The sequence below is a fragment of the Stenotrophomonas sp. STM01 genome, from assembly GCF_014852135.1.
Classification (GTDB): Bacteria; Pseudomonadota; Gammaproteobacteria; order Xanthomonadales; family Xanthomonadaceae; genus Stenotrophomonas; species Stenotrophomonas capsici.
In genome coordinates, this window is record NZ_JACVBA010000002.1 from 845623 (window position 1) to 870193 (window position 24571).

Consider the following 24571-nt stretch of genomic DNA (forward strand, 5'->3'; position numbering starts at 1 on the left):
GCCTCACCCCTCGACCGGCAGGTCGCGGCGGGCGTTGAGGTAGTCGGCGGCGGTGATCGCCTTGCCGCCCTCACGCTGGACCACGCGCAGGCGCAATGCACCCTGGCCACAGGCGATGTCGATGCCTTCGCGGCTGGCCGCGATCACCGTGCCCGGGGCCTTGCCACGGTTGTCCTCGAGCGCCACCGCTCCATGGATGCGCACGCGCTCCCCGGCCAAGCTCGCCTCGGCGATCGGCCACGGATTGAACGCCCGCACGCGACGCGCCAGCGCGGCGGCGTCCTGGCTCCAGTCCAGCCGCGCCTGCGCCTTGTCCAGCTTGTGCGCGTAGGTGACGCCGGCGTCCGGCTGCGGGCGCGGGATCGGCTTGATGCCGGCGCGCAGCAGGCCCAGCCCATCGGACAGTACCTGCGCACCCAACTGCGCCAGGCGGTCATGCAACTGGCCGCCGGTATCGCTGTCGCTGATCGCGGTGGCCTGGTGCAGCAGCACCGGGCCGGTATCCAGGCCGGCCTCCATCTGCATCAGGCAGACCCCGGTTTCGGCATCCCCGGCCTCGATCGCGCGCTGGATCGGCGCGGCACCGCGCCAGCGCGGCAGCAGTGAAGCGTGCACGTTCCAGCAGCCATGGGTCGGGATGGCCAGCACGGCCTTGGGCAGGATCAGTCCGTAGGCCACCACGATCATCAGGTCCGGCTGCAGCGCGCGCAGCTGCGCCTGGGCCTCGGGGGTCTTCAGCGTTTCCGGCTGGAACACCGGGATGCCGCGGGCAATGGCGTCGAGCTTGACCGGCGACGGCATCAACCCGCGGCCACGCCCGGCCGGGCGATCAGGCTGGGTGTAGACCGCGACCACTTCATGGTGGCGCGCGGCGGCTCCCAGCGAGGCGACGGCGAACTCCGGCGTACCGGCAAAAACGATTCTCATGGCGTGGCAACTCCCGGAAAGGACGACGGCGCCGAAGGGCGGCGCCGTGCGATGCGGGGGCCGGTCACGGCACCCGCTGGGGGCGACCCGGGCATGCCGGACCGCCGTTCAACTCAGGCAACGTGCTTGCGCTGCTTGGCCAGCTTCTTGCGCACCATCTCGCGCTTGAGCGGCGAGAGGTAGTCGATGAACAGCTTGCCGTCCAGGTGGTCCATCTCGTGCTGGATGCAGGTGGCCAGCAGGCCATCGGCGGCCAGCTCCTGCGGCTTGCCCTCGCGGTCGAGGAAGCGCACGACGATCTCGTCGGCGCGGGTCACGTCGGCGTAGATGCCCGGCACCGACAGGCAGCCTTCCTGGTAGACCCGGCCACCGTCGCTGGCGCTGACGATCTGCGGGTTGATGAACACCATCGGCGCGTTCCGCTCCTCGCTCACGTCGATGACCATGAAGCGCTTGTGCACGTCCACCTGGCTGGCGGCCAGCCCGATGCCAGGGGCTTCGTACATGGTCTGGAACATGTCGTCGAGCAGCTGCTGGAAGACCGGCGTGGTCACCTCGGCGGCCTCGATCAGAGCCGCCTTGGTCCGCAGCCGCGGATCAGGAAATTCGAGAATGGGCAGGAGGGCCATGGGGGGTCACCGAAAAAGGAATGCCGCGCAATCCGGCAAGATGTCCCAATTCTACCGCTTGCGCTTGCCCGCTGCTCCCGTTTCTGCAATATAGTGCGCCAACCTGTTGGGGAATCAGGCATCTCAATCATGCTGAAACACATCCGTACGGTCGCCGCCGTCGCGTTGCTGACCGTTACAACCTATGCCGTGGGCGTGGAACTGAATGGTTCCCATCCCGACACCTATGTGGTGAAGAAGGGCGACACGCTGTGGGACATCTCCGCGCGTTTCCTGAAGAAGCCGTGGCTTTGGCCGGAAATCTGGCAGGCCAATCCCCAGGTCAAGAATCCCCACCTGATCTACCCGGGCGACGTGTTGAGCCTGGCCTACCTAGACCGCGTCACCGCACAGCCGGGGCCGCGTCAGGAAGCGCCGATCAACGCCGTGCCGCTGGCGGACGTGGAACCGTTCCTGAAGAACCTGAACGTCGTCGACAGCTTCAAGGAGCTGCCGTACGTGGTCGGCCTGGAAGACAGCCGCCTGCGCGCCACCACCGGCCAGCAGGCCTACGTGCTGGGCCTGCAGGGCGCCCAGTCCGGCCAGCGCTACATGGTGGTCCGCCCGACCGTGCAGTACGGTCAGCCCAAGCACAGCAGCGACCTCAACCTGCGGGGCGACACCACGGCCGGCATGGGCAACCTCTGGAAGGATTACGCCGCCACCAGTGACCGGGATGAATTCCTGGGCTATGAGCTGGCCAAGGTCAACGTAGGCACGTTGACCCAGGTCGGCGCCGATGCCACCCAGGCCTCGATCCTGCGCCTGGAAGACAGCGGTCGCGAAGTCCGCGCCGGTGACCGCCTGGTCCCGGTGCAGGCCAATCCGTACGACCTGCAGTTCATCCCGCACGCACCGGCCAGCACGCTGGCGCCCGGCCAACTGCGCGTGCTGGCCGTCACCGACACCTTCACCTCGGGCGGCCCGCGCGACGTCATCGCCATTTCCGGCGGCGCCCGTGACGGCATCGACAACGGCACCGTGTTCTCGATCTGGCGCAGTGGCAGGCATGTCAACGACCGCGTGACCGGCATGCCGACCTCGCGCAAGGATGACGCCTTCAACGCCGGTGGCAGCCGCGTGTCGCTGCCGGACGAGTACGCCGCCCACGCCATGGTGTTCCGCACCTTCGACAAGGTCAGCTACGCGCTGATCATGGAAGGCACCAAGCCGGCCCGCGTCGGTTACGAGCTCAAGCATCCGGACGCGCAGTAAGCGCTGCGCCCAATCCTGATGTGATGCAACGACGGCGCCCGAGGGCGCCGTCGCTGTTTTGGCGGCAGGCTGGGGAGATGACCTCTCCCCGTCCCGCGCCGGCCACGCCGGTCGACATCGATGCACTGCTCGCGCTGCTGCTGGCCGGCGGCCCGAGTGCCCCCTTGCGCACGCTGCTCGCCCGCTGCGGCGATGCCGCCGCGGTGTTGTCCGCCGATGCATCGACCTGGCGCGAGGCCGGCTGCACGCCCGAGCAATGCCATGCCCTCCGCCACCCCGATCCCGCCCGGCACGACCGCGCGCGGGCATGGTTGGCGTCCCCCGGCCACCACCTGATCGGCTGGACCTGCCCCGACTACCCGCCGCTGCTGCGTGACAGCCCCCATCCGCCGCTGGCGGTCTTCGTCGACGGCGATCCGAGCGTGCTCTGGCAACCAGCCATCGCCGTGGTCGGCAGCCGCATCCCCAGCGCTGGCGGCCGGGACAATGCCCGCGACTTCGCCACCGCCCTGCTCGGCCATGGCCTGACCATCGCCAGCGGGCTGGCCGCCGGCATCGATGCGGCCGCACACCGCGCCGCACTGGCCCTGCCGGGGCCAACCTATGCCGTGATCGGCACCGGCCCGGACCTGGCCTACCCGCGCCACCACCGGGAACTGCAGGCGCAGGTGGCTCGCCAAGGGGCCGTGCTCAGCGAGTACCCGCCCGGCACCGCCCCGCGCAGCGGCCAGTTCCCCGCCCGCAACCGGCTGCTGGCGGCCCTGGCCCTGGGCACGGTGGTGATCGAAGCGGCCGAGCGTTCCGGCGCGCTGATCACCGCCCGCCTGGCCGCCGAGGCCGGGCGCGAGACCTTCGCCGTGCCCGGTTCCATCCACAACCCAATGGCGCGCGGCTGCCACCGCCTGATCCGTGACGGTGCCACATTGGTGACACACGCCGACGACATTCTTGAAGGCGTGGCCAATATGGCCGGCGAACTGGCCCAAGCCTTGCAAAACCGGCTGTCGACCCCCACCTCAGCTGCGCCGGAGACGCCACGTCCGGCACCCGCCCTGCCGGATCCCGACTACCAGCGCTTGTGGAACGCCCTGGGGTTCGACCCAACCGGTATGGATTTACTGATCGAACGCACTGGATTGACGGCCGCCAGCCTGTCCTCCATGCTGCTGGTCATGGAACTGGAAGGGAGAGTGTCGTCCGAACACGGTCGCTACACCCGCACCTGAGGGTTCCTTCACCTCCACAGCGCCGACTGGCGCAGGCCGAGGGCAATGAAAGAGAGCATCCTGGACGTCCTGCTGTATCTGTTTGAACACTATTTCAGCGAGGATGCCGATCTCATCCGAGACCGCGATTCGCTGCAGAACGGCCTGATCCAGGCCGGTTTCAGCCCCACCGAGATCAACAAGGCCTTCGACTGGCTCGATGCCTTGGCAGAACAGCGCCCGGCCGTGGCCCAGGCCCGGGTGAAGGGGCCGGTGCGCGTTTTCCACGGCCCGGAACTGGACAAGCTGGACGTGGAAGGCCGCGGTTTCCTGCTGTTCCTCGAGCAGCACGGCATCCTGGACGCCGACCAGCGCGAGCTGGTACTGGACCGCGCGATGGCGCTGGACCAGGACGAGCTGGACCTGGACGACCTCAAGTGGGTCGTGCTGATGGTGCTGTTCAACCAGCCGGGCGCCGAAGCGGCCTATGCCTGGATGGAAACCCAGATGTTCGTCGACGAACCCGAACCCCTGCACTGAGCCCAACGGCATGCAGGGACGCATGAGGAGACCCGCGTGAGCCAGTGGTTCTACGCCGAGGGCAACCGCGAACGGCGCGGACCACTGCCAGCGGAAAACATCGTCGAGCTGTTCCGCTCCGGGCGCATCGCCGCCGATACCCTGGTCTGGCGCGAAGGTGCCGAGCACTGGCAACCCCTGCAGGCATTCGCCGCCGAACTGGGGCTGCCGGACGTGTCCGGACCGGCTGTGCCGGTACCGCCGGCCCTGCCCGACCTTCCCGTACCACCCCCGCCGGCGGTACAGCACGTCCACGTCGCGGTTCCCAACCCGCCACCGGCCGCGGTCCGGCAGGGCCTGTCCGGCTGCGCCATCGTCGGCATCATCGTTGCCGTGGTCGGCGTGATCCTGCTGGCCGTCCTTGCCATCCTCGCCGCCATCGCCTATCCCCAGTACCGCGAGTACACCTTGCGCAGCAAGACCTCCATGGTGCAGGCGCAACTGGTCGCCCTGAAGGGGGAAGTGTCAGCCTTCGCCAGCGAGCACGAACGCTGCCCGGTCAACGGCGATGCCGGCTTTGGCAGCCCGGAAAGCTACGAGGACGGCACGATCGCCGAGGTTCGCATCGGCCGCTTCGACGGCGGCCATTGCGGGCTGGAAGCCCGCCTGCAGGCCCCCGGCACGCCGCAACTTGACAGCAAAGCGATCTGGCTCGACTACGATACGCAGACCGCCACCTGGAAATGTCGTTCGGACGTGGCGGACAACTACCTGCCGACCGATTGCCGCAGCTGAGCGGCGCGGCCTGAAACTTTGGGGAATGAGATGAGTGAGTGGTACTACGCTGATGCCCAGCGCGAACGGCACGGGCCGATCGACGCCGATGTGATCCGCAGCAAGTTCAACCAGGGCGAGCTGAACCTTGAGACCCTGGCCTGGCGCGAGGGCATGGCGCAGTGGCAACCGCTGTCGGCCCTGGCCGACGAGCTGCAGCTGCTGGCCCAGGCCAGCCCCGGCATCGACCTGCGCGCGGACTACAGCGCCATCGAGAACGGCACCGCGCCGTTGCCCGCCGCCGCCACGGCCAGCACCGATGGCTACTCGCCCTATTCGGCGCCCAGCAGCACCGTCAGCGGCGGCACGGCACCGGTGCAGGGCGGCGAAGTGGTCTATGCCGGCTTCTGGAAGCGCGTGGCCGCGTACTGCATCGACAGCGTGATCGTGGGCATGGTCGGCGGCGTGATCGCGATGGTGATCGGCATGGTGCTGGGCATCGGCATGGCCGGCCTGGGCGACAGCAACGCCGCCGGCGTCGGCATGATCATGGTGCAGTTGCTGACCAACCTCATTTCGATGGCGATCTCGGCCGCCTACTACGCCGGCTTCCACGCCTCGGCCGGCATGGCCACGCTGGGCAAGATGGCGGTGGGCATCAAGGTGGTGCGCCTCAATGGCGACCGGATGACCCTGGCCCGCGCCATCGGCCGCTACTTCGCCACCATCCTCAGTGCCCTGACCCTGTGCATCGGCTACGTGATGGCCGCCTTCACCGAGCGCAAGCAGGGCCTGCATGACATGATCTGCGACACCCTGGTGGTCGACAAATGGGCCTTCACCGACCATCCGGAATGGCAGCAGCGTGGCCTGGGCACGGTGACCATCGTGATCCTGTCGATCTTCGGCCTGCTGTTGCTGGTGGGCGTGGTGGCTATCATCGCGGTGATCGGCATCGCCGCCTCCAACTTCAGCTGACCGACCCCGGGGCCGCTTGACAAGAGCGGCCCCGGCGTGATTCCACTATAAAGACAAAGCTGAACGCCCGGGCGCCAACCCGGGCGTCGATTTATGCAGATCGGCCACACCGGCTTCACTATCGTGCCGGTTTACGCCACCCTAGCGCCCCCAACCGGGGCGTTCTCCCCCCAAGAAAGTACTGACATGCCCAAGCACCTGCTCATCGTCGAATCGCCGGCCAAGGCCAAGACGATCAACAAATACCTCGGCAAGGACTTCACCGTCCTGGCCTCGTATGGGCATGTGCGTGACCTGGTCCCCAAGGAGGGCGCGGTCGACCCGGACAACGGGTTCGCCATGCGCTACGACCTGATCGAGAAGAACGAGAAGCACGTCGAGGCGATCGCCAAGGCCGCCAAGGGCGCCGACGACATCTTCCTGGCAACCGACCCGGACCGCGAAGGTGAGGCGATCAGCTGGCATATTGCCGAGATCCTCAAGGAACGTGGCCTGTCCGACGGCAAGCCGATGCAGCGCGTGGTGTTCACCGAGATCACTCCGCGCGCCATCAAGGAAGCCATGACCCAGCCGCGCGCCATCGCCGCGGACCTGGTCGATGCGCAGCAGGCACGCCGCGCGCTGGACTACCTGGTCGGCTTCAACCTGTCGCCGGTGCTGTGGCGCAAGGTGCAGCGCGGGCTGTCCGCCGGCCGCGTGCAGAGCCCGGCGCTGCGCATGATCGTCGAGCGCGAGGAGGAGATCGAAGCCTTCATCGCCCGCGAGTACTGGAGCATCGAGGCCGAGTGCGCGCATCCCTCGCAGCACTTCAACGCCCGCCTGATCAAGCTGGACGGACAGAAGTTCGAGCAGTTCACCGTCACCGACGGCGACACCGCCGAAGCCGCGCGCCTGCGCATCCAGCAGGCCGCCCAGGGGGCGCTGCACGTCACCGACGTGGCCAGCAAGGAGCGCAAGCGCCGCCCGGCCGCGCCGTTCACCACCTCCACCCTGCAGCAGGAAGCCTCGCGCAAGCTCGGCTTCACCACCCGCAAGACCATGCAGGTGGCGCAGAAGCTGTACGAAGGCGTGGCCATCGGCGACGAGGGCACGGTCGGCCTGATCTCGTACATGCGTACCGACTCGGTGAACCTGTCACAGGACGCGCTGGCCGAGATCCGCGACGTGATCGCCCGCGACTACGGCACCAGTTCGCTGCCGGACAAGCCCAACGTCTACACCACCAAGAGCAAGAACGCCCAGGAAGCGCACGAAGCGGTGCGCCCGACCTCGGCGCTGCGCACCCCGGCGCAGGTCGGCAAGTACCTGACCGACGACGAACGCAAGCTCTACGAACTGATCTGGAAGCGCGCCGTCGCCTGCCAGATGATCCCGGCCACGCTCAACACCGTCAGCGTCGACCTGGCCGCCGGTAGCGAGCATGTGTTCCGCGCCAGTGGCACCACCGTGGTGGTACCCGGCTTCCTGGCCGTGTACGAGGAAGGCAAGGACAGCAAGAACGCCGAGGACGAGGACGAAGGCCGCAAGCTGCCGGCGATGAAGCCCGGCGACCGCGTGCCGCTGGACCGCATCCTGGCCGAACAGCACTTCACCCAGCCGCCGCCGCGCTACACCGAAGCGGCGCTGGTCAAGGCGCTCGAGGAATACGGCATCGGCCGTCCGTCGACCTACGCCTCGATCATCCAGACCCTGCTGTTCCGCAAGTACACCGAGATGGAAGGCCGCAGCTTCAAGCCGACCGACGTCGGCCGCGCGGTCAGCAAGTTCCTGTCCAGCCACTTCACCCGCTACGTCGATTACGACTTCACCGCCAAGCTCGAGGACGAGCTGGACGCGGTGTCGCGCGGCGAGGAAGAGTGGGTGCCGTTGATGGAACGCTTCTGGGGCCCGTTCAAGGAGCTGGTCAGCGACAAGAGCGAGTCACTGGACCGCACCGACGCCGGCAGCGCCCGCGTGCTCGGCGTGGACCCGGTCAGCGGCAAGGATGTCAGCGCGCGTATCGGCCGCTTCGGCCCGATGGTGCAGATCGGCACCGTCGATGACGAGGAAAAGCCCAAGTTCGCCTCGCTGCAGCCGGGCCAGAGCATCTATTCGATCTCGCTGGAAGAGGCGTTGAAGCTGTTCGACATGCCGCGCAAGCTCGGCGCCGACGCCAACGGCGAGGAAGTGAGCGTGGGCATCGGCCGCTTCGGCCCGTTCGCCAAGCGCGGCAGCACCTATGCCTCGCTGAAGAAGGAAGACGACCCGTACAAGATCGACCTGGCCCGTGCCGTCTTCCTGATCGAGGAGAAGGAAGAGATCGCGCGCAACCGCATCATCAAGGAGTTCGAGGGCTCGGACATCCAGGTACTGAACGGTCGCTTCGGACCGTACATCAGCGACGGCAAGCTCAACGGCAAGATCCCGAAGGACCGCGAGCCGGCCTCGTTGACCCTGGCCGAAGTGCAGCAGCTGATGGCCGAGACCGGCAAGCCGGTGCGCAAGGGCTTTGGTGCCAAGAAGGCCGCCACCAAGAAGGCGGCGGCAAAGAAGGCCACCGTCAAGAAAGAAGCCGCGCCGAAGAAGGCCGCTGCCGGCAAGGCACCGGCAAAGAAGGCTGCGACCAAGAAGACGGCCACCAAGAAGGCGGTCAAGAAAGCCGTCGCCAAGAAGACCGTGAAGAAGGCTGCCGCCGACGACGCGCCGCCGTTCTGAGGGCAACTACCCCCTGCCGCGCCGGCAGGAGGATAATCGTCCGCTCCCGTGTCAGGCCGCCTTCGGGCGGCTTGCTGCATTTGAAGCCCACGCAGCCCGCGCCGGGTTGGATGCCATCGCCATGATTGAACTTGATCTGCACAACGTCGTCCCGGTCCTGCAGGCCGGTGGCGTGATCACCTACCCGACCGAGGCGGTGTGGGGGCTGGGCTGCGACCCCGGCAACGCGCAGGCGGTGTTGAAGCTGCTGTCACTCAAACAGCGTCCGGTCGAGAAGGGCATGATCCTGGTCGCCGCCGACCCGGCGCAGCTGGAAGGCTGGGTGCAGATGGATGCCTTGGCCGCTGAACGCCGCCAGGCGGTACTGGACAGCTGGCCCGGTGCCAATACCTGGATCGTCCCGGCCGGCCCACGCGCGCCGCGCTGGATCACCGGCGCCCACACCGGCATCGCGGTGCGGGTCAGCGCCCACCCGCTGGTGCAGGCGCTGTGCACTGCCTGGGGCGGGCCGCTGGTATCGACCAGCGCCAACCTGGCCGGCGAACCGCCGGCACGCAGCCGCGAGCAGCTGGACCCGGCCCTGCTCCAGCACCTGGACGGCCTGCTTGACGGCGCCACCGGCGGCCTGGCCCAACCGACCCGCATCCGCGTGGCCGCCACCGGCGACGTCCTGCGCGATTGAGGCACGCAGGAGCGCCCTCGGGCGCGAAGCCGACAACGGCGACCTCCTTCTTCACGCATCACCGGGCGGCCGGCAATCCCGCGATGGACACGGCACCGGCTTCGCTCCCAAGGGCGCTCCTGCCGGGGGCATGTGCGTGGCACCATGTCGGCATGCGCGCCTGCCTGCTCCTGCTGGTTCCCCTGCTCCTGCTGCCCTCGCCGGCATGGGCGGTGGACCCGCCACCGAGCGATGGCGTGCGCATCTACCGCTGCGTGGGCGCCAATGGCGCGGTCTCGCTGCAGGATGCACCGTGCACGCAGGCGCACCGGCAGCAGGTGCTGGACATGGTCCGGCCCAAGGATCCCCCACCACGCCCGGCCAGCCCGGCTCCCCCACCCGCCCCGGTGGTCGAGCGCGAAGTGCGGGTGGTGACCGTGCAGCCGCCACAACCGATGTACGAATGCGTCACCGCCGAAGGCGAGCGCTATACCAGCGACAGCGCGGAGGGAAACCCGCGCTGGGTGCCGACCTGGACCTACGGCTACCTGCCGCACGGGCACGGTCCGCGCCCGCCCGGTGGTCACCCGCATCCGGGAGGCATCCCGGCTCGCCCGGGCGTGATCATCCCCGGCGGCTCGGTGCTGGTGCGCGACAGCTGCCATGCACTGCCGCAACAGGAAGTCTGCGCGCGCCTGCGTGACAGCCGCTGGGACCTGGTCCGCCGCTACAACAGCGCGCTGCAGAGCGAGCGCCAGCGGCTGGTGCGCGAGCAGCGCGGCATCGAGGCACGCCTCAACCAGGACTGCGGAGGCTGGTGATGCGCTGGGGCCTAGCCATGCTGCTGTGCCTGGCGCTGCCGGCGGCCGCCGGAGACGTGGTGTTCTACCGCTGCACCGATGCCAGCGGTGCACTCACGGTGCAGAACATGCCCTGTCCCAAGGGCACGCAGCAGAGCACGCGGGTGATGCAGGCGGTGGGCACGCCGCCACCGATGCCTGTGCCCGCCGCGGCACCGATGCCTGCGGCCTCCCAGGCCGTGCAGGCCGGCCCGGCCCCCGTCGAGCGCTTGTACGCCGCCCCCGAAGAGCCTGCCGCTCCAGCGCCGGCTCCGGTGCCGGCCGAGCCGTTGCCGCCGCTGTTTGAATGCAAGCCACGTGGCGGCGAGGCGTACCTGAGCGAAACGCCGGAACCCCCGGCGCGCTGCGTGGCGATGCAGGTCACCGGCCTGGACGGCAACCCGCGCACCGGCGCCGGTGAAGCCTGCGAAGTCCTGCGCGACAGTTGCACGCCGGTCGATCCCGCGCGGCATTGCGCGATGTGGCGCCAGCGTGTGCACGAGGCCAGGACCGCCTCGAACTTCACCGGCCTGGCGCAGGCCGAGGCACGCCGCCGCGAATACGAACGCCTGCAGGCGCGGTTCGATGCCAGTGATTGCGCCGCTCAGAACCCGTAACGCAGGAAGCCGCCATCCACGGCGATGCACTCGCCGGTGATGTAGCTCGAGGCCGGCAGGCACAGGAAGCCCACCGCCGCGGCGACTTCCTCCGGCTCACCGATGCGCCGCATCGGAGTGCGCGCGATCACCTCGTCGTAGTAGTCCGGGTCGGACAGCGGGCCGGAAGTACGGCGCGTGCGGATGTACCACGGCGCCACCGAGTTCACCCGGATGCCGTCCTCGGCCCACTCGCAGGCCAGGTTGCGGGTCATCTGCTGCATCGCCGCCTTGGTCATGCCGTAGACCACGCCGCTGCGCACGTGGGTGATGCCCGACACGCTGCCGACGTTGACGATGGCCGAGGACGCATGCCGGGTCAGCAACGGGTAGGCAGTGCGCGAGAGCTCGAAGGCAGAGAACAGGTTGTTCTCGAAGATGCCGCGCCATTCGTCCTCGGTGTAGTCGTTGGCCGGCCGGCTGATGTTGCCGCCGGCGTTGTTGACCAGCAGGTTCAGGCCGTCGCAATGGTCTTCGACCCAGTCGAGGATGGCATGGCGGTCCTCCTCGTCGGACACGTCGGCCGACAACCCGTGGATCCCGCGTTCGGGGAAGGCATCGGCCAGTTCATCACGCGCGGTTTCCAGCGCATCGGCATCACGGCCGACGATCAGCACGTCGGCACCGAAACCCAGCAGCTCACGGGCGATCGCCAGGCCGATGCCGGCACTGGCACCGGTCACCAGTGCGGTCTGTCCATCCAGTCGCCAACGCTGCGGGTTCATTGCGCTTCCTCTTGCTTGCTTGCGGCGCCACGGAAGGACGCTGCGGGGGGATGCGGCTAGGATAGCGGCCACAGCCCCGCGGAGCATGCCGATGAAATTTCTTTCCTGCCTGATGCTGCTGTCCCTGCTGACGCTGGCCGGTTGCGGCAAGCCGCAGCCACCGGAGACCGAGCGCCGCCCGGATCCCCAGGCCACGGCGATGCGCGATGCCATGGCCAAGCCGTTGGAAGAGGCCAAGGCGGCGCAGGCCGCGACCGAGCAGGCGACCAAGGCGCAGGATGCGGCATTGGATGCCGCCACCGGGGATGCCTCGTCGCAGTAAGGCGTGCGGGGCGCGCAAAGAAGCGCCCCTCCCCGTCGCTGCGCGAAAGGACGGGGGCAACGCGGGGCCGCCCTGCAAGCCGCCGCGAACCCGACCCCTCAAACGAACAACGCCGCCCCTCGGGCGGCGTTGTTCGATCCATCGCGGCGCTGGGGCTTACAAGCCGCAGAAGCAATAGGCCAGCGACTTCACCGGGGCACCGTTGCGATCCTTGACCGCGTCCTCGACGAAACGCAGCTGGGTGTCCAGTTCCGGCATCTGCCGGGCCAGCATCATCCGCGCGATGCCGGAGTCGGCCAGCATCCAAGCACCGGCGCGGCTGCCGGCGAAACCGGTCATGAACTGCGCGAACGGCGTGGCGCCCTTCTCGATGTAACGCACGCGGTACGCGTCGCCTTCACCGAGCTTGGCGCGGTTGGCAGCATCGGCGACGGCGGCCTTCAGGCCACCGAAGGCATCAACCAGGCCGCGCTCCTTGGCCTGCGCACCGCTCCACACGCGGCCACGCGCCACTTCGTCCACGGCCTCGACCGGCTTGTTGCGCGCCTGGGCGACCTTGCCGGTGAAATCGGCGTAGCCCTTGTTGATCACCGACTGGATCACCTGCCCCACGGCCGGGTCCATCGGACGGGTCACGTCGAACGCACCGGCGAAACGGGTGGTGCCCACGCCGTCGGTGTGCACGCCGATCTTGTCCAGGCTGCGCGCGAAGTTGGGGATCATGCCGAAGATGCCGATCGAGCCGGTGATGGTCGATTCGTCGGCGTAGATGCGGTCGGCGTTCATGCTGATCCAGTAACCACCGGAGGCCGCCATGTCGCCCATCGACACCACCACCGGCTTGCCGGCGGCCTTGAGCGCTTCCACTTCGCGGCGGATCTGCTCGGAGGCGAACACCTCGCCACCCGGCGAATCCACGCGCAGCACCACCGCCTTCACGTCATCGTCGTCGCGCGCCTCGCGCAGCAGCGCCGAGGTCGACACGCCGCCGATGCGGCCGGCCGGCAGGTCGCCGCCGGCGATCTCGCCCTCGGCCACCACCACCGCCACCTGCGGACGCGAATCCACCGGCGAACGACGGGCGTCGACTTGGGTCAGGTAGTCGCTCAGGCCGATCTGGCGGAAGCCGCCTTCGGCATCGCTGTCGGCGGCGCCACGCTCGGCCAGCAGCGCATCGACTTCCTCGCGCGTCTTCAGGCCATCGACCAGCTTCTGCTGCAGGGCGAAGCGGGCCAGGTCGCCTTCGACGGCGGCGATGCCTTCGGGCAGCGTGTCGATGCCGGCCGCCAGCTGCGCCGGGTCGAGCTTGCGCGCCTTGGCGATGTCGGCCAGGTAGCGCTGCCACACGTCGCTCATCCAGAACAGGTCCGCTTCCTTGGCCTGCGGCGAGGCCGCGTCCAGCACGTACGGCTCGGCGGCGGACTTGTACTCGCCCACCTTGAACAGGTGCACGTCCACGCCCAGCTTTTCCTGCAGGCCGGTGCGGAAGTACTGGCGGTAGCGGCCGAGGCCTTCCAGCAGCAGGCTGCCCATCGGGTCGAGGTAAACCTCGTCGGCCTGTGCGGCCAGCAGGTACTGCGACTGGCTCATGTTCTCGCTGAAGGCCACGACCTGCTTGTTGGCCGCGCGCAGGTCCTGCAGCGCGTGGGTGACCTCGCGCATGGAGGCGAAGCCGCTGGGCTGGAGCTTGTCCAGGTTCAGCACCACGCGCTCGATCTTCTTGTCGTCCCTGGCCGCTTCGATGGCGCGGATCAGGTCGCGCAGCTGCAGTTCTTCGGCGTTGCTTTCACCCAGCGCCTTGGCCAGCGCGCGGCTGACCGGGTCGGTGCTGTACTGCTCGACCAGCCGGCCTTCCGGCGCGATCACCAGCGTGGTGCGGTCCTGCAGCACCTTCGCCGAGGAGGCGCCCTTGCCCAGGATCACCATGAACATCATCAGCGCCAGGAACAGCAGGCCGAAGAACAGCAGGTTGAGGATCAACCGGCGGGTGAAATTCATTACATCCCACAGACCCACGAAGAAGCTGGCGATGGGATTGCGACGCGGCAGGGGGGGAGGGGAGGACATGGACGCTCCGGAAGGGGCTGGTTGCAAGGCAGGATAACCACTACCGGCAAGGCCGGCATGGCCTTTAAGTCAGGGTGAAGCCTGGAGAATCAAGCGCCGGCTGCTCACCCGCAGGCGCCAGCCGAGCAGTATCGCGGCCACCGTCAGGCCCATGATCAGGCCCACCCACATGCCCTGCGGTCCCCAGCCCAGGCCCAGGCCGAAGCCCGCGCCCAGCGGCATGCCGATGCCCCAGTAGGCCAACATGGCAATGAACATCGGCACGCGGGTGTCCTTGAGCCCGCGCAGCGCGCCGGCCGACAGCACCTGGATGCCGTCGGGGATCTGGAAGGTCGCCGCATACAGCAGCAGCGTCGATGCCAGTGCCGCCACCGCCAGGTCGTCGGTGTACAGGCGCACCACCGCGTTGTGGCCGAGCAGCAACGCGGTGATGGAGACCAGCTGGGTCACCATCACGATCGCGTAGCCGGCCCAGGTGGCGCGGCGCACGCCCAGCGGGTCGTTGCTGCCGACCGCGTGGCCCACGCGCACGGTGGTGGCCTCGGCCACACCCATCGGGATCATGAAGCACAGCTGGGCGACGTTGATCGCGATCTGGTGGGCACTGGCTTCCACCGCACCGATGCGGCCGATCAGCAGCGCGGTGATGATGAACAAGCCGCCTTCCATCAGCACGGTGATGCCGATCGGCAGGCCAGTGCGCAGCAGGTCCCAGATGGCGGCCAGGCGCGGCAGCTCGAAGTGCGTGAACAGCCCCAGGTGCGCGAACCGCCGGGTCACGGCCAGGTAGGTGGCAAAGGCCAGCGCCTGCACCCACATGGTCACCGACGAGGCGATACCCAGGCCCGCGGCGCCCATTTCCGGGAAGCCGAACCGGCCGTTGCACAGCGCATAACCCAGCGGCCCCAGCACCAGCAGGCCACCGAAGCCGATCAGCATCGTCGGCAGGGTCCAGTGCATGCCTTCGCTCAGGTAGCGCATACAGAAGTACAGCGTCAGCGCCGGCACGCCCCAGCGGATGGCATGCAGGAAATCGGTCGCGCCCGGTACGATCTCCGGGGCGATGCCGAAGGCCGGCAGGAACGCCGGCACCACGCTCAGGAACAGGAACATCAGCGCGCTCAGGCCCACGCCCAGCCACAACGCCTGGCGGAACAGCGGCCCGATCTCGCGTTCGCGGCCAGCGCCGTGCAGCTGCGAGACCGACGCGGTCAACGAGATCAGGGTGCCGATCGGCACCAGCATCGGCAGCCACAACAACGCCGTGCCGATGCTGACCGCGGCGAACGTGTCGGTGCCGTGGTGGCCGGCGATGGTGTTGTCGACGAAGGAGATCAGACCGGTGGAAACGTGGCCAAGCACCAGCGGCAAGGCGAGCAGACCGGTCGTCCGCACTTCATGCGAGAAGCGCGGCGTAGCGGGAGAACTGGACATAAAGCAGAAGACGCGGACTGCGGCCGGCGCAGGGAGTGCGCGGATGCCGGGTCGCGGAGTGTGCGTATTCTAGCGTGGTGATGGCGTCATGACCCTGCCCGGGGCATGAATGCTCTGTCCCGCCGACTGCTCAATGGCCAACCTTCTCGCGCAGCCACGCCGCGCGCTGGGCCGGCGCCACCGCCAGCAGCGCCTCGCGCAGCGCGGCCCGGTCCTGCGGCGGGGTGCGCTGCGAGATCAGGCTCAGCTGCTCCAGGCTGTCGGCATCGAGCTGCTCCAGCAGGTTGAGCATCGGTTCGCGCTGCGCTGCCGGCAGGTAACCCAGCAACGGCTGCAGGCGCGCATAGGCCGCGCCCAGGCGCGGGCCGAGCAGCCAGCCTTCGCGGTGCATCTGGTCCATGCCGGCAAAACGCGCCTGCAGTGCCTGCCGCTCCGCGGCCGGCATGGCCACCAAGGCGGCGCCGGCGCGGCGCACGCGCAGTTTCTCGGCGTCCGGCAAGGCCTGCCAGGCGGTGTAGCGGGCGCGCAGGTCGCGCTTCTGCTGGGAGGTCATCGACGTCCATGCCGGCAGCGCCGAGGGCGCGCTGGCCGGTGCTGGCTGTGGCACCCCGGGCAGGCCGTTGGGTGTCGTCGCGCTCGCGGCACCGGCCAAGGCCAGCAGCAGCAAGGTGCGGGCACGCAGGCGATCAGTTTTCCGCATCGACCGTCTCCAATGCCGCGCCGGCCGGCTCCGGCCGGCTCGGCTGCGGCTGAGATTCGTCCACCGGCAATGGTCCGCCGGCGGCGTACCAGGCCAGGAAATCGGCCTCGCTGGCCACCGCCAGGTCGGGATCGGCCAGCATCGCGGCGTCACCGGCGGCATGTGGGTCCTGGCCAGGACCGGCCGGGGTGCTGCTGTCAGGCAACGCTTCCACCTGCACCGGGTCCTCGCTGGCCAGCCCGGAGGGCGGGTCGACCGCACCGCCGAAATGGAAACGCCACCACCACAGCGCCACGGCGACCAGCAACAGCAGCGGCAGGCACAGCAGCAGCCAGGTCACCAGGCTCCACGGCGCGCGCGCGCGGCGGCGCGATGACGGACGGCGGTCTTCGGCCTTGGCCGGTGCGGCCTTGGCAACCGTCGGCCGGGCCGGCAGCACGCCGCTGATCACCGACTCGCGCAGTTGTTCCAGTTGGCGCACGCGCGGCTGCGACAGGTCGCGGATCTGTACCTGCACCTGTTCGGCCAGGGCACGCCAGCCGGCCGCATCCGGGTTGCCGCCGGCGTCGAGCGGACAGGCCGCCGCCAGCGCCTGGCGATAGGCCGAAGCGTCCACGCCGAGCACGGCCGAGGCCATTTCCTCGTCCAGCCCGGCGCCGATCCGCAGCAGCAAGGCCAACCGTTCGGCCGGGGCCAGGGTCTGCAGGTGGCCCAGCGGGCCTTCCCAGTAACCACTGGCCGGCGGGTTGAGCAGCTGCGGGGTGCTGCACAGCAGGCCCCAGAAGCGGGCCGGCCATTCGGCCATCTGCAGCGCGGCGGCCGGGCCGACGAAGGCGCGCATGGCAACCGCCACCGCGCGTTCGGCCAGGCCGGAGTCACCGGTCTGTAGTTCGGAAACGACCAGCGCACGCCGCTCCACCCCCCGCAGGAACGCGGAAAGGGCATTGGCTGCGGCCGGGGAAAGAGGGGCTGGTGCAGCCATCACGTGAACTCCGTCATGTCCGGAATGATACCCAGAGCGCCCCGCACTGCCGATCCGCTGCACATACGCTTCACGGGCGTTGCGCATGGCCTGCCGCAACTTGTGCACAGCGTCAAGACGCGGTAACAGTCGCCGTGTCCAGCACTCGCCGCGCTTGCATTTCGTTTTTGTTTCACGGCTAACCCATTGATTTTCATTGAATAAGCAATGTGGCGATTTTTTGTCCAAGTTGACCCTGAGGCTTGAACCATCGCCCAAAGCGCGTGGAGCACAACGCTCACCCACAGAGTTATCCACAGCAAATGTGGATAAGCCGAAATCCTCAATCGGGGCGAGCGTTTACATGCCATTTATGGATCCGCGCACAACAAACCGACGCAAGTGAACGGCCGCGGCGCGATGGCCTGCTGCGGCTACACTTCCCGCCATGCCTGCCTGCCCCACCCTGCGCATCGCCCTGCCGGTGCCGTTGCCGCATCTGTTCGACTACCTTCCGCCCGATGGCAGCCCCGCTCCCGTGGAGGGCGACATCGGCCGGCGGCTGCGCGTACCGTTCGGGCCGCGCGAACTGGTGGGGGTGGTCGAGGGCATCGGCCAGGTGGACGACCCGGCACCGCTGCGGGCCGCACTGGAATGGCTCGACCCTACCCCGCTGCTGGCCGGCGAGCTGGCGGCCTCGCTGCTGTGGCTGGCCCGCTACACCCACGCGCCGCTGGGTGAAGTGATCGCTACCGCGCTGCCGGCGCCCCTGCGCCGCGGCGAACCGCTGCCCGATACCCATGGCTGGGCGTGGCAGCTGACCGAGGCCGGGCGCACTGGGCTGTCCCGCCTGCGCGCCGGCACCCGCCCGCAGCGCCTGGCCCAGGTGCTGCAGGACGGCGCGGTCAACGAGGACCGCCTCGACGACCTGCTCGAGGACTGGCGCAGCGCCGCCCGCGCGCTGGCCAAGCGTGACTTCGCCCATCGCATCGAGGTGCCAGCGCAGGTGCCGGTACCGCACCTGCATCCCGGGCCGGTCCCGAACCCGCAGCAGCAACTGGCCATCGATGCCATCGCCGCGGCGCCCGGCTTCCAGCCGTTCCTGCTCGACGGCGTCACCGGCAGCGGCAAGACCGAGGTCTACCTGCAGGCGATCAGCCGCTGCCTGGAACAGGGCCGGCAAGCACTGGTGCTGGTGCCGGAAATCGGCCTGACCCCGCAGATGCTGGCGCGCTTCCACAAGCGACTGGGCATCCCGGTGCATGCGCTGCATTCGGGCCTGAACGACAACGAGCGCGCCCGCGTCTGGGCCGCGGCCTCGCGCGGCGAGGCGCGGGTGATCGTCGGCACGCGCTCGGCGGTGTTCATCCCGCTGCCGCAGCCGGGCCTGATCGTCATCGACGAGGAGCACGATGGCAGCTACAAGCAGCAGGACGGCATCCGTTACCACGCCCGTGATTTCGCGCTGGTGCGCGGCAAGGCGCTGGACGTGCCGGTGGTGCTGGGCAGCGCCACGCCGTCGCTGGAATCGCTGCACAACGCGCGCAGCGGGCGCTACACGCACCTGCGCCTGAAGCAGCGCGCCGGCGACGCCAAGCCACCGGGCGTGCGCATCTACGACGTGCGCAAGCGGCCACTGCAGGATGGCCTCTCGCCCGAAGTGCTGGCCGGCATCGGCCAGCACCTGCAGGCCGGCAACCAGGTGCTGGTGTTCAAGAACCGCCGCGGCTACGCACCGGTGCTGCTCTGCCACGACTGTGGCTGGACCGCGCCCTGCAAGCGCTGCAGCACGCCCCTGCACAGCACGCCGATGACCGTGCACGGCGCGGGCCGACGGCTGCAGTGCCACCACTGCGGCGCGCGCCAACCGGTGCCGCTGGCCTGCCCGGACTGCGGCAGCCTGGCCCTGCAGCCGCAGGGCATCGGCACCGAGCGGCTGGAAGAACGCCTGCTGCAGCTGTTCCCCGAGTATCCCGTGCTGCGCATCGACCGTGGTACCACCGCGCGACGCGACGCGCTGGAGCAGACCCTGGCCACGCTGGGCGAGCAGCCCGGCATCCTGGTCGGCACGCAGATCCTGGCCAAGGGCCACGACCTGCCCAAGCTGACCCTGGTGGTGGTGGTGGGCATCGATGAAGGCCTGTTCTCGGCCGACTTCCGCGCCAGCGAGAAGCTGGCCCAGCAGCTGATCCAGGTCGCCGGCCGCGCCGGCCGCGCCGACCGCCCCGGCGAGGTCTGGCTGCAGACCCACCACCCGGACAATGCGCTGCTGCACACGCTGGTCAACGGCGGCTACCACGCCTTCGCCGAAGCCGAGCTGGTGCAACGCGAGGCCGCGGGCTTTCCACCGTTCGCGCACCTGGCATTGCTGCGCGCCGAGGCCAAGCAGGTGGAACAGGCCAATGCCTTCCTGGCCGCGGTGAAGCAGTTGGTCCCCACCGAGAGCGTCGTCGAGCGTTATGGCCCGATGCCGGCACCGATGCCGCGACGGGCGGGATTCCAGCGCACCCAGTTGCTGCTGTCAGCCACGCAGCGGCGGCCCCTGCATGGCCTGCTGGATGGGCTGATGCCACAGGTGTATGCGTTGCCGCAGGCGCGACGCGTGCGCTGGTCGCTGGATGTCGACCCGATGGACCTGTACTGACGTGGCAGCGTTCAACCGCCAATGGAGGACGCCGCGGCGGCCTCCATGCGGGTGATCACCGAGGCGAACGCCTGCTGCTGCGCGATCACCGTGCGCCAGGCATCCCGGTTCGCATCGCACTCGATGCAGCGCCGCAGGTCCGGGTCGTGGACCAGCCATGCACCTGCAACCGGCCCCGCGGCGGGCCAGCGGATCGGACTGCACGCGCGCCACGCGTTGTTCTGCCGGCCCGGCACGCCCTCGGCACGACGCGCCTGGACCATGCACCTGAAAGTGTTCATGACGCCCCCGCATCGCTGGCGCGGATCGAACGACCTACAGATCCACGCCGAAGCCGATACCGCCTGATTTCTCGCTGCCACTGAATGCGCCCCCCAGCGAGAACGAGCCACGCGCGCCGAGCTTGCGGCCGTAGCCGATCGACAGGGCCTTCTCGCTGCCCTGGAAACCCGCGCCGACCGAAACGCGCCCGCCATTGCTCTGCGAACCCGCCGCATTCACCGCCATGTTGAGCATCGCGCTGCTCATCGCGCCCATCCGGTCGATGCGACGGTCCTGGCGGGTGAAGCGGTCATCCATCTCCCGCCGCAACCCGTCGAACTGCAGGTCCACGGCCTCGAAACGGCTGTCGGTATAGCTGTTCGCGGCAGCGACGGCCTGGCTGGCGGTGCCATCGGCGTAGCTGCGGGCCGACTGCAGCGTGGTGGCATCACCGCTGTCGGCATGCGCCCTGGCCGAGGACAGCACGTTGGCGTCGGCCGTGGCCATGTCCGTGCGGATCGCGGCTTCACGGGCATCGGTGTAATTCCCGGCCGCGTCGATGGCGGCCGCATCCCCCGCATCCATCTGCCCCTTGTTGACTGCATGGTCGGCAGCGGTGCCATCGGCCACGCCCGCCACCTGGGTCCCCCCCGATGTTCCCCCCGAACCCGAGCCGGAGCCGGCGCCGCCGCCAAGCGTCAGCGAGGCCTTGCTGGCGTCGTCGTAGTACACCGCCAGGTCCGCGCGGCCCTTGATCGCGGTGAGCTGGGTATCGATGGCCGACAGCGCGGCACCGACATTGCCGTAGCTGTTGCCCTGGACGGCGAAGGTCGGCGCGGTGAACACGCCGCCGCTGTAAGCGGCCCCACCGCCCAGCCAGGCCGCGACCCCACCCAGGTTCGCATTCAACGACGTGCCCAGCGCGGTGAGCTGGCCCACGTTGGCGGCATCGGTGGCGGCCACGCCGGCGGCAACGTTGACGATGCGCCGTTGCTGGCTGGCCGAACCGACCGACACGACATTGGCCAGGCCGGCATCGGTGCTGCCCGCCCCCAGTGCAACTGAACCGCCGCCCGTTGCCTTGGCATTCCTGCCGATGGCCACGTTGTTGTCCGTACCTGCGGTGCCAGACGTGCCCTTGAAGCCACAACAGCCTTCCTTGCCATCGGCGCCGTTGCCCGCCTCGCTGCCATCGCCCAGAGCGATGTTGTAGTTTCCGCCGGCACCACCATCTCCGCCGGTGCCGCCGGCACTGCCGTCGCCGGCCTTACCGCCATTGCCGGCGCTGCTGCCGGCACCAAAGGCGAGGTTGTAGCCTCCACCGCTGCCACCCACCCCACCGCTCCCACCGGCCGTCCCGTTGGCACCCTGCCCGCCCATGCCGACCGAGCTGCCCTTGCCGATCGCTGTATTGCCCGTGGCATTTCCCAAGCCGCCGGCCGAACTGGAGTAACCGGGCTTGGATGGCCCAGACGCACCGTCACCGCCCACCCGACTGCCGTCCAGGCAGGCCAGGGCACCGGTACTTGCATCCTGAGTGCAGGGGGCCGTTGGCGTGGTTCCACCGACCACTTCGGCTGCATCCGCAGGCAGCGATGGGAACAAGATGAGCAGGCCGGCGACCGCCAGGGCCGCGGCTACTCGATCAGCCTTTGAAATGACACGGCCGCGCATGATGGTGTCCCCCGATTCAACAAGGGGCAAACCCTATCGCCATCGTTGCAGGATCAGCATCCACGAAATCAGGTACGCAGGTGTCCTTGGGACGCGGATCAACGGGCGAGGTCGAGCTCCAGCTGTACGCGGGTTCCGTTCCGGTCATCAGCCGGACCCACCTGCAGGTCACCGCCCATGCGCCTGGCCCGCAGCTGCATGCTGGCCATGCCGGCGCCGCCCGCTGCGCTGCCTGGGACGGTCGCCGGCAGGCCGATGCCGTCGTCGTCGATCTGCAGCTGCAGCCGGTCACCGTCCCGTCGCAGGGTGATGTCCACCCGTGTCGCACGGGCATGCTTGAACGCGTTGGTCAGGGCTTCCTGCATCAGCCGCAGCAGGTCCAGGCTGCGTGAGGCGCCCAGTTCCACCCCGTGCAGGTCCTGCAGGTGCCAGTAGGTATCGATGCCGCCGGCTTCCAGCAGGGTGCTGGCGCGGTGCCGCAAGGGCACCAGCATCTCGGCCAGGTCGGCGTGCTCGCGTGCGGTGCTGTCGATCACCAGGCGCAGGTCGTCGCGCATCTCGCGCAGCAGTTCGATCACCTTGGAACGCGGCATCTCCTGCGGGGCCTGCTCCAGCCGCGCGATCGCCCCGACCAGGGTGCCGCCGAAGCCATCGTGCAGGTCGCGCACCAACTGCAGGCGCTCACCGGCGCGGCTATGCGCCAGCTCCAGCGCATGCTGCGCGTTCAGGGTTTCCGACAGCTGGGACGTGGCCTGCTGCACTTCATGGCGCAGCTCGGCGTTGAACCCTTCCACGCGTTTCATCGTGTTGGCGAAACGGTAGGCCAGCACGAAGCCCATGCCCAGCAGCATCAACGGCGAGGTGAAGGACCCCAGGTAACTGACCCCGCCGTACCAGCCCATGTACACGCCCAGGTCGTGCAGCGACACCAAGATCGGCAGGACGATGCACAAGGCCAGCACCTGCGCGTCACGGCGGCCACTGCGCAGCGCATAGCCCATGAAGGTGAACGACACCACGTACAGGAAGGCGATGAGTGGCACCAGGTAGAGGTTGCGATGCGGCCCCATCCACTGCGGCCACAGCAGCGCCGCCGCCATCGCCACCGCCGCCAGGCCCATCAGCACGCGCTCGAAGCGTGGCCAGCGCCGCTCGCTGAAGCGCAGCAGGAACACGGTGTGCGCCGCCGCAGCCACCACGTAGCAGCCAGCGATGAAGGCCTGCCAGCCATCGGTGGTGGAAAACGGCCAGGGGCTGGTGGCCACGAAGTTGGTGTCGTACATGCGCCCGAACACCGCGCTCAGCGCATACCAGCCGTACATCGCCTCCTTGCGCCGCAGCAGCCAGAACAGGCCGATCACGCCGGCCAGCACGAAGCCGATGGCGGTATCGAGCAGCTGCAGGTCATGCCGCACGCGTACTTCCTGCCGGTAGCGTGCCTGCAGCACCGCGGCATCGCCCACGTCGACCACGCCGAACGATGGCTGGTACGCCGCCAGCCCCGACACCCGCACCAGCAATTCGTTCTCGCCCTGCCGCAGCAATGGCGACTGCAGCAGGTAGTAGCGCGGCACATGCCAGCTGCGCGACAACGGTTCGACCAGCGACGGATCGCGGTCGATCAGGCTGCCGTTGAGGTAGACCGCCGCCGCCATGCAGGTGTAGTCCAGCAGCAAGCCGGTGGGTTCGCCGGCATCGCCCTGCCGCCAGCGCAGCCGGTACCAGACCACGCCGTCGTGGTCGGGCCAGCGCGTCTGCCATTGGTCGGCCAGGGTCACCGGCTCCCACCCCTGCAACGGTGGCGCCTGCGCCTCCCAGCCGCTGCGCACCGCTTCGGCCTGCACGATGCGCGCCACCGCCGGCGGAGCGGCCAGCGCGCCCCCCATCACCAGCAGCAACAGCAGGCCCAGCAGCCCGCGGATCATGGCAGCAGCCCGAGCACGCGCGCCTCGAACACCGCCGCGGTGCGCGAACCGACGGCCAGCTTGCGGTAGATGTTGCGGGTATGCGCCTCGATGGTCAGGCGCGACAGGCTGAGCAGCTCGGCGATCTCGCGGTTGCCGTAGCCCTGCGCGACCAGGCCGAGGATGCCCAGCTCGCGTTCGGACAGCGGCACGCTGGCCGCCGGAGCAGGTGCCGTGGGTGTCGCCGCGGGCACGAAGGCAAGGATGCGCCGGGCGATCATCGGGTCGATCGGTGCACCGCCACGCTGCAGGCTGCGCAACGCCACGCGCAGCTCGATGTCATCGCGGTCCTTGAGCAGGTAGCCCACCGCACCGGCACGCAGCGCGGCGAAGATCGCCTCTTCCTCGGCGAACGCGGACACGATCACCGCCTGCGCCTGCGTGGCCTGCTGCTGCATCCACGCGATCAGTTCGGTGCCGGTGCCGTCAGGCAGCTGCATGTCCACCAGCGCCAGCGCGAAGGATTCGCGCTGCAGCAGGTCGCGGGCATCGGCAAGGTTGGCGGCGGTCCGGAGCCGCACCGGCTGCGGGTCCAGCAGTTCGGCCACGAGCCGTGCCAGCCGCGCCAGCGACGCCGCGTCATCATCGACAATCAGGATGGAAGACAACTCCATCAGCGCCCGCCTCGCTCCCCGTTGCGGTGGAGTTTAGCGCGCTCTTACGGCAAGTCTCGTGCCTGCCCG

22 protein-coding genes are annotated in these 24571 nt (G+C 68.9%); 11 read left to right on the top strand and 11 right to left on the bottom strand.

What is annotated here, in order from left to right; translation table 11 throughout:
• Positions 1–3: 3 nt before the first annotated feature.
• Positions 4–927, bottom strand: coding sequence for a methionyl-tRNA formyltransferase (gene fmt / locus IB227_RS13675; RefSeq protein WP_192287830.1), 924 nt, complete (start codon positions 925–927; stop codon positions 4–6).
• A 113-nt stretch (positions 928–1040) separates the two neighbouring features.
• Positions 1041–1556 carry a peptide deformylase gene (gene def, locus IB227_RS13680; protein ID WP_132865861.1) on the bottom strand — a complete coding sequence of 172 codons (516 nt, stop codon included), beginning with the start codon at positions 1554–1556 and terminating at the stop codon, positions 1041–1043.
• 129 nt (positions 1557–1685) lie between these two features.
• Between def and IB227_RS13685 the strand changes: the two genes are divergently transcribed.
• The 9 genes from IB227_RS13685 (at position 1686) to IB227_RS13725 (ending at position 11097) form a co-directional block, all read left to right on the top strand.
• Complete coding sequence (locus tag IB227_RS13685) at positions 1686–2810, top strand: LysM peptidoglycan-binding domain-containing protein (RefSeq protein WP_132865862.1); 1125 nt, start codon at positions 1686–1688, stop codon at positions 2808–2810.
• Between the two features lie 77 nt (positions 2811–2887).
• Positions 2888–4036, top strand: coding sequence for a DNA-processing protein DprA (gene dprA / locus IB227_RS13690; RefSeq protein ID WP_192287831.1), 1149 nt, complete (start codon positions 2888–2890; stop codon positions 4034–4036).
• 45 nt (positions 4037–4081) lie between these two features.
• Positions 4082–4555 (top strand): DUF494 family protein, encoded by a 474-nt coding sequence (locus IB227_RS13695; protein WP_132865864.1) that lies wholly within the window; start codon positions 4082–4084, stop codon positions 4553–4555.
• A gap of 36 nt (positions 4556–4591) precedes the next feature.
• Positions 4592–5329, top strand: a complete 738-nt coding sequence (locus IB227_RS18655) for a pilin (protein ID WP_192287832.1) — start codon at positions 4592–4594, stop codon at positions 5327–5329.
• A 30-nt stretch (positions 5330–5359) separates the two neighbouring features.
• Positions 5360–6286 carry an RDD family protein gene (locus IB227_RS13705; protein WP_132865866.1) on the top strand — a complete coding sequence of 309 codons (927 nt, stop codon included), beginning with the start codon at positions 5360–5362 and terminating at the stop codon, positions 6284–6286.
• Between the two features lie 186 nt (positions 6287–6472).
• Positions 6473–8980 (top strand): DNA topoisomerase I, encoded by a 2508-nt coding sequence (locus tag IB227_RS13710; protein ID WP_192287833.1) that lies wholly within the window; start codon positions 6473–6475, stop codon positions 8978–8980.
• Positions 8981–9101: 121 nt separating this feature from the next.
• Positions 9102–9662 (top strand): Sua5/YciO/YrdC/YwlC family protein, encoded by a 561-nt coding sequence (locus tag IB227_RS13715; protein ID WP_192287834.1) that lies wholly within the window; start codon positions 9102–9104, stop codon positions 9660–9662.
• Between the two features lie 152 nt (positions 9663–9814).
• Positions 9815–10462 (top strand): DUF4124 domain-containing protein, encoded by a 648-nt coding sequence (locus IB227_RS13720; RefSeq protein ID WP_192287835.1) that lies wholly within the window; start codon positions 9815–9817, stop codon positions 10460–10462.
• Positions 10462–11097 (top strand): DUF4124 domain-containing protein, encoded by a 636-nt coding sequence (locus IB227_RS13725; RefSeq protein ID WP_225591823.1) that lies wholly within the window; start codon positions 10462–10464, stop codon positions 11095–11097. Before IB227_RS13720 ends, IB227_RS13725 begins: the two co-directional genes overlap by 1 nt.
• Here IB227_RS13725 and IB227_RS13730 read toward each other — a convergent pair.
• Positions 11085–11861, bottom strand: coding sequence for an SDR family oxidoreductase (locus tag IB227_RS13730; protein WP_192287837.1), 777 nt, complete (start codon positions 11859–11861; stop codon positions 11085–11087). The two genes, IB227_RS13725 and IB227_RS13730, sit on opposite strands and share 13 nt — an antisense overlap.
• A 91-nt stretch (positions 11862–11952) precedes the next feature.
• Between IB227_RS13730 and IB227_RS13735 the strand changes: the two genes are divergently transcribed.
• Positions 11953–12183, top strand: coding sequence for a hypothetical protein (locus tag IB227_RS13735; protein WP_192287838.1), 231 nt, complete (start codon positions 11953–11955; stop codon positions 12181–12183).
• 156 nt (positions 12184–12339) lie between these two features.
• Here IB227_RS13735 and sppA read toward each other — a convergent pair whose 3' ends face one another.
• The 4 genes from sppA to IB227_RS13755 form a co-directional block, all read right to left on the bottom strand.
• Complete coding sequence (sppA, locus tag IB227_RS13740; protein WP_192287839.1) at positions 12340–14250, bottom strand: signal peptide peptidase SppA; 1911 nt, start codon at positions 14248–14250, stop codon at positions 12340–12342.
• 69 nt (positions 14251–14319) lie between these two features.
• Positions 14320–15684, bottom strand: coding sequence for an MATE family efflux transporter (locus IB227_RS13745; RefSeq protein ID WP_192287840.1), 1365 nt, complete (start codon positions 15682–15684; stop codon positions 14320–14322).
• Positions 15685–15814: 130 nt separating this feature from the next.
• Entirely contained in the window at positions 15815–16384 is a 570-nt protein-coding gene (locus tag IB227_RS13750; RefSeq protein WP_192287841.1) for a DUF3106 domain-containing protein, read from the bottom strand.
• Positions 16371–17366, bottom strand: a complete 996-nt coding sequence (locus IB227_RS13755; RefSeq protein ID WP_225591824.1) for a hypothetical protein — start codon at positions 17364–17366, stop codon at positions 16371–16373. Before IB227_RS13755 ends, IB227_RS13750 begins: the two co-directional genes overlap by 14 nt.
• A gap of 427 nt (positions 17367–17793) precedes the next feature.
• On the opposite strand from IB227_RS13755, the gene IB227_RS13760 reads away from it, so the two are divergent.
• On the top strand, positions 17794–19989 hold the full coding sequence (locus IB227_RS13760) for a primosomal protein N' (RefSeq protein WP_192287843.1): 2196 nt from the start codon (positions 17794–17796) through the stop codon (positions 19987–19989).
• Positions 19990–20000: 11 nt separating this feature from the next.
• On the opposite strand, the gene IB227_RS13765 is transcribed toward IB227_RS13760, so the two are convergent.
• The 4 genes from IB227_RS13765 to IB227_RS13780 all read right to left on the bottom strand — a co-directional run bounded on the left by IB227_RS13765 (position 20001) and on the right by IB227_RS13780 (position 24502).
• On the bottom strand, positions 20001–20270 hold the full coding sequence (locus IB227_RS13765) for a hypothetical protein (RefSeq protein ID WP_192287844.1): 270 nt from the start codon (positions 20268–20270) through the stop codon (positions 20001–20003).
• A gap of 34 nt (positions 20271–20304) precedes the next feature.
• Positions 20305–21681, bottom strand: a complete 1377-nt coding sequence (locus IB227_RS13770; RefSeq protein ID WP_192287845.1) for a hypothetical protein — start codon at positions 21679–21681, stop codon at positions 20305–20307.
• A 341-nt stretch (positions 21682–22022) separates the two neighbouring features.
• The gene (locus IB227_RS13775; protein WP_192287846.1) at positions 22023–23849 is read right to left on the bottom strand and encodes an ATP-binding protein; all 1827 of its coding nucleotides are present in this window, start codon (positions 23847–23849) and stop codon (positions 22023–22025) included.
• The gene (locus IB227_RS13780) at positions 23846–24502 is read right to left on the bottom strand and encodes a response regulator transcription factor (RefSeq protein ID WP_192287847.1); all 657 of its coding nucleotides are present in this window, start codon (positions 24500–24502) and stop codon (positions 23846–23848) included. The genes IB227_RS13775 and IB227_RS13780 overlap by 4 nt, the downstream gene beginning before the upstream one ends.
• Positions 24503–24571 lie beyond the last annotated feature (69 nt).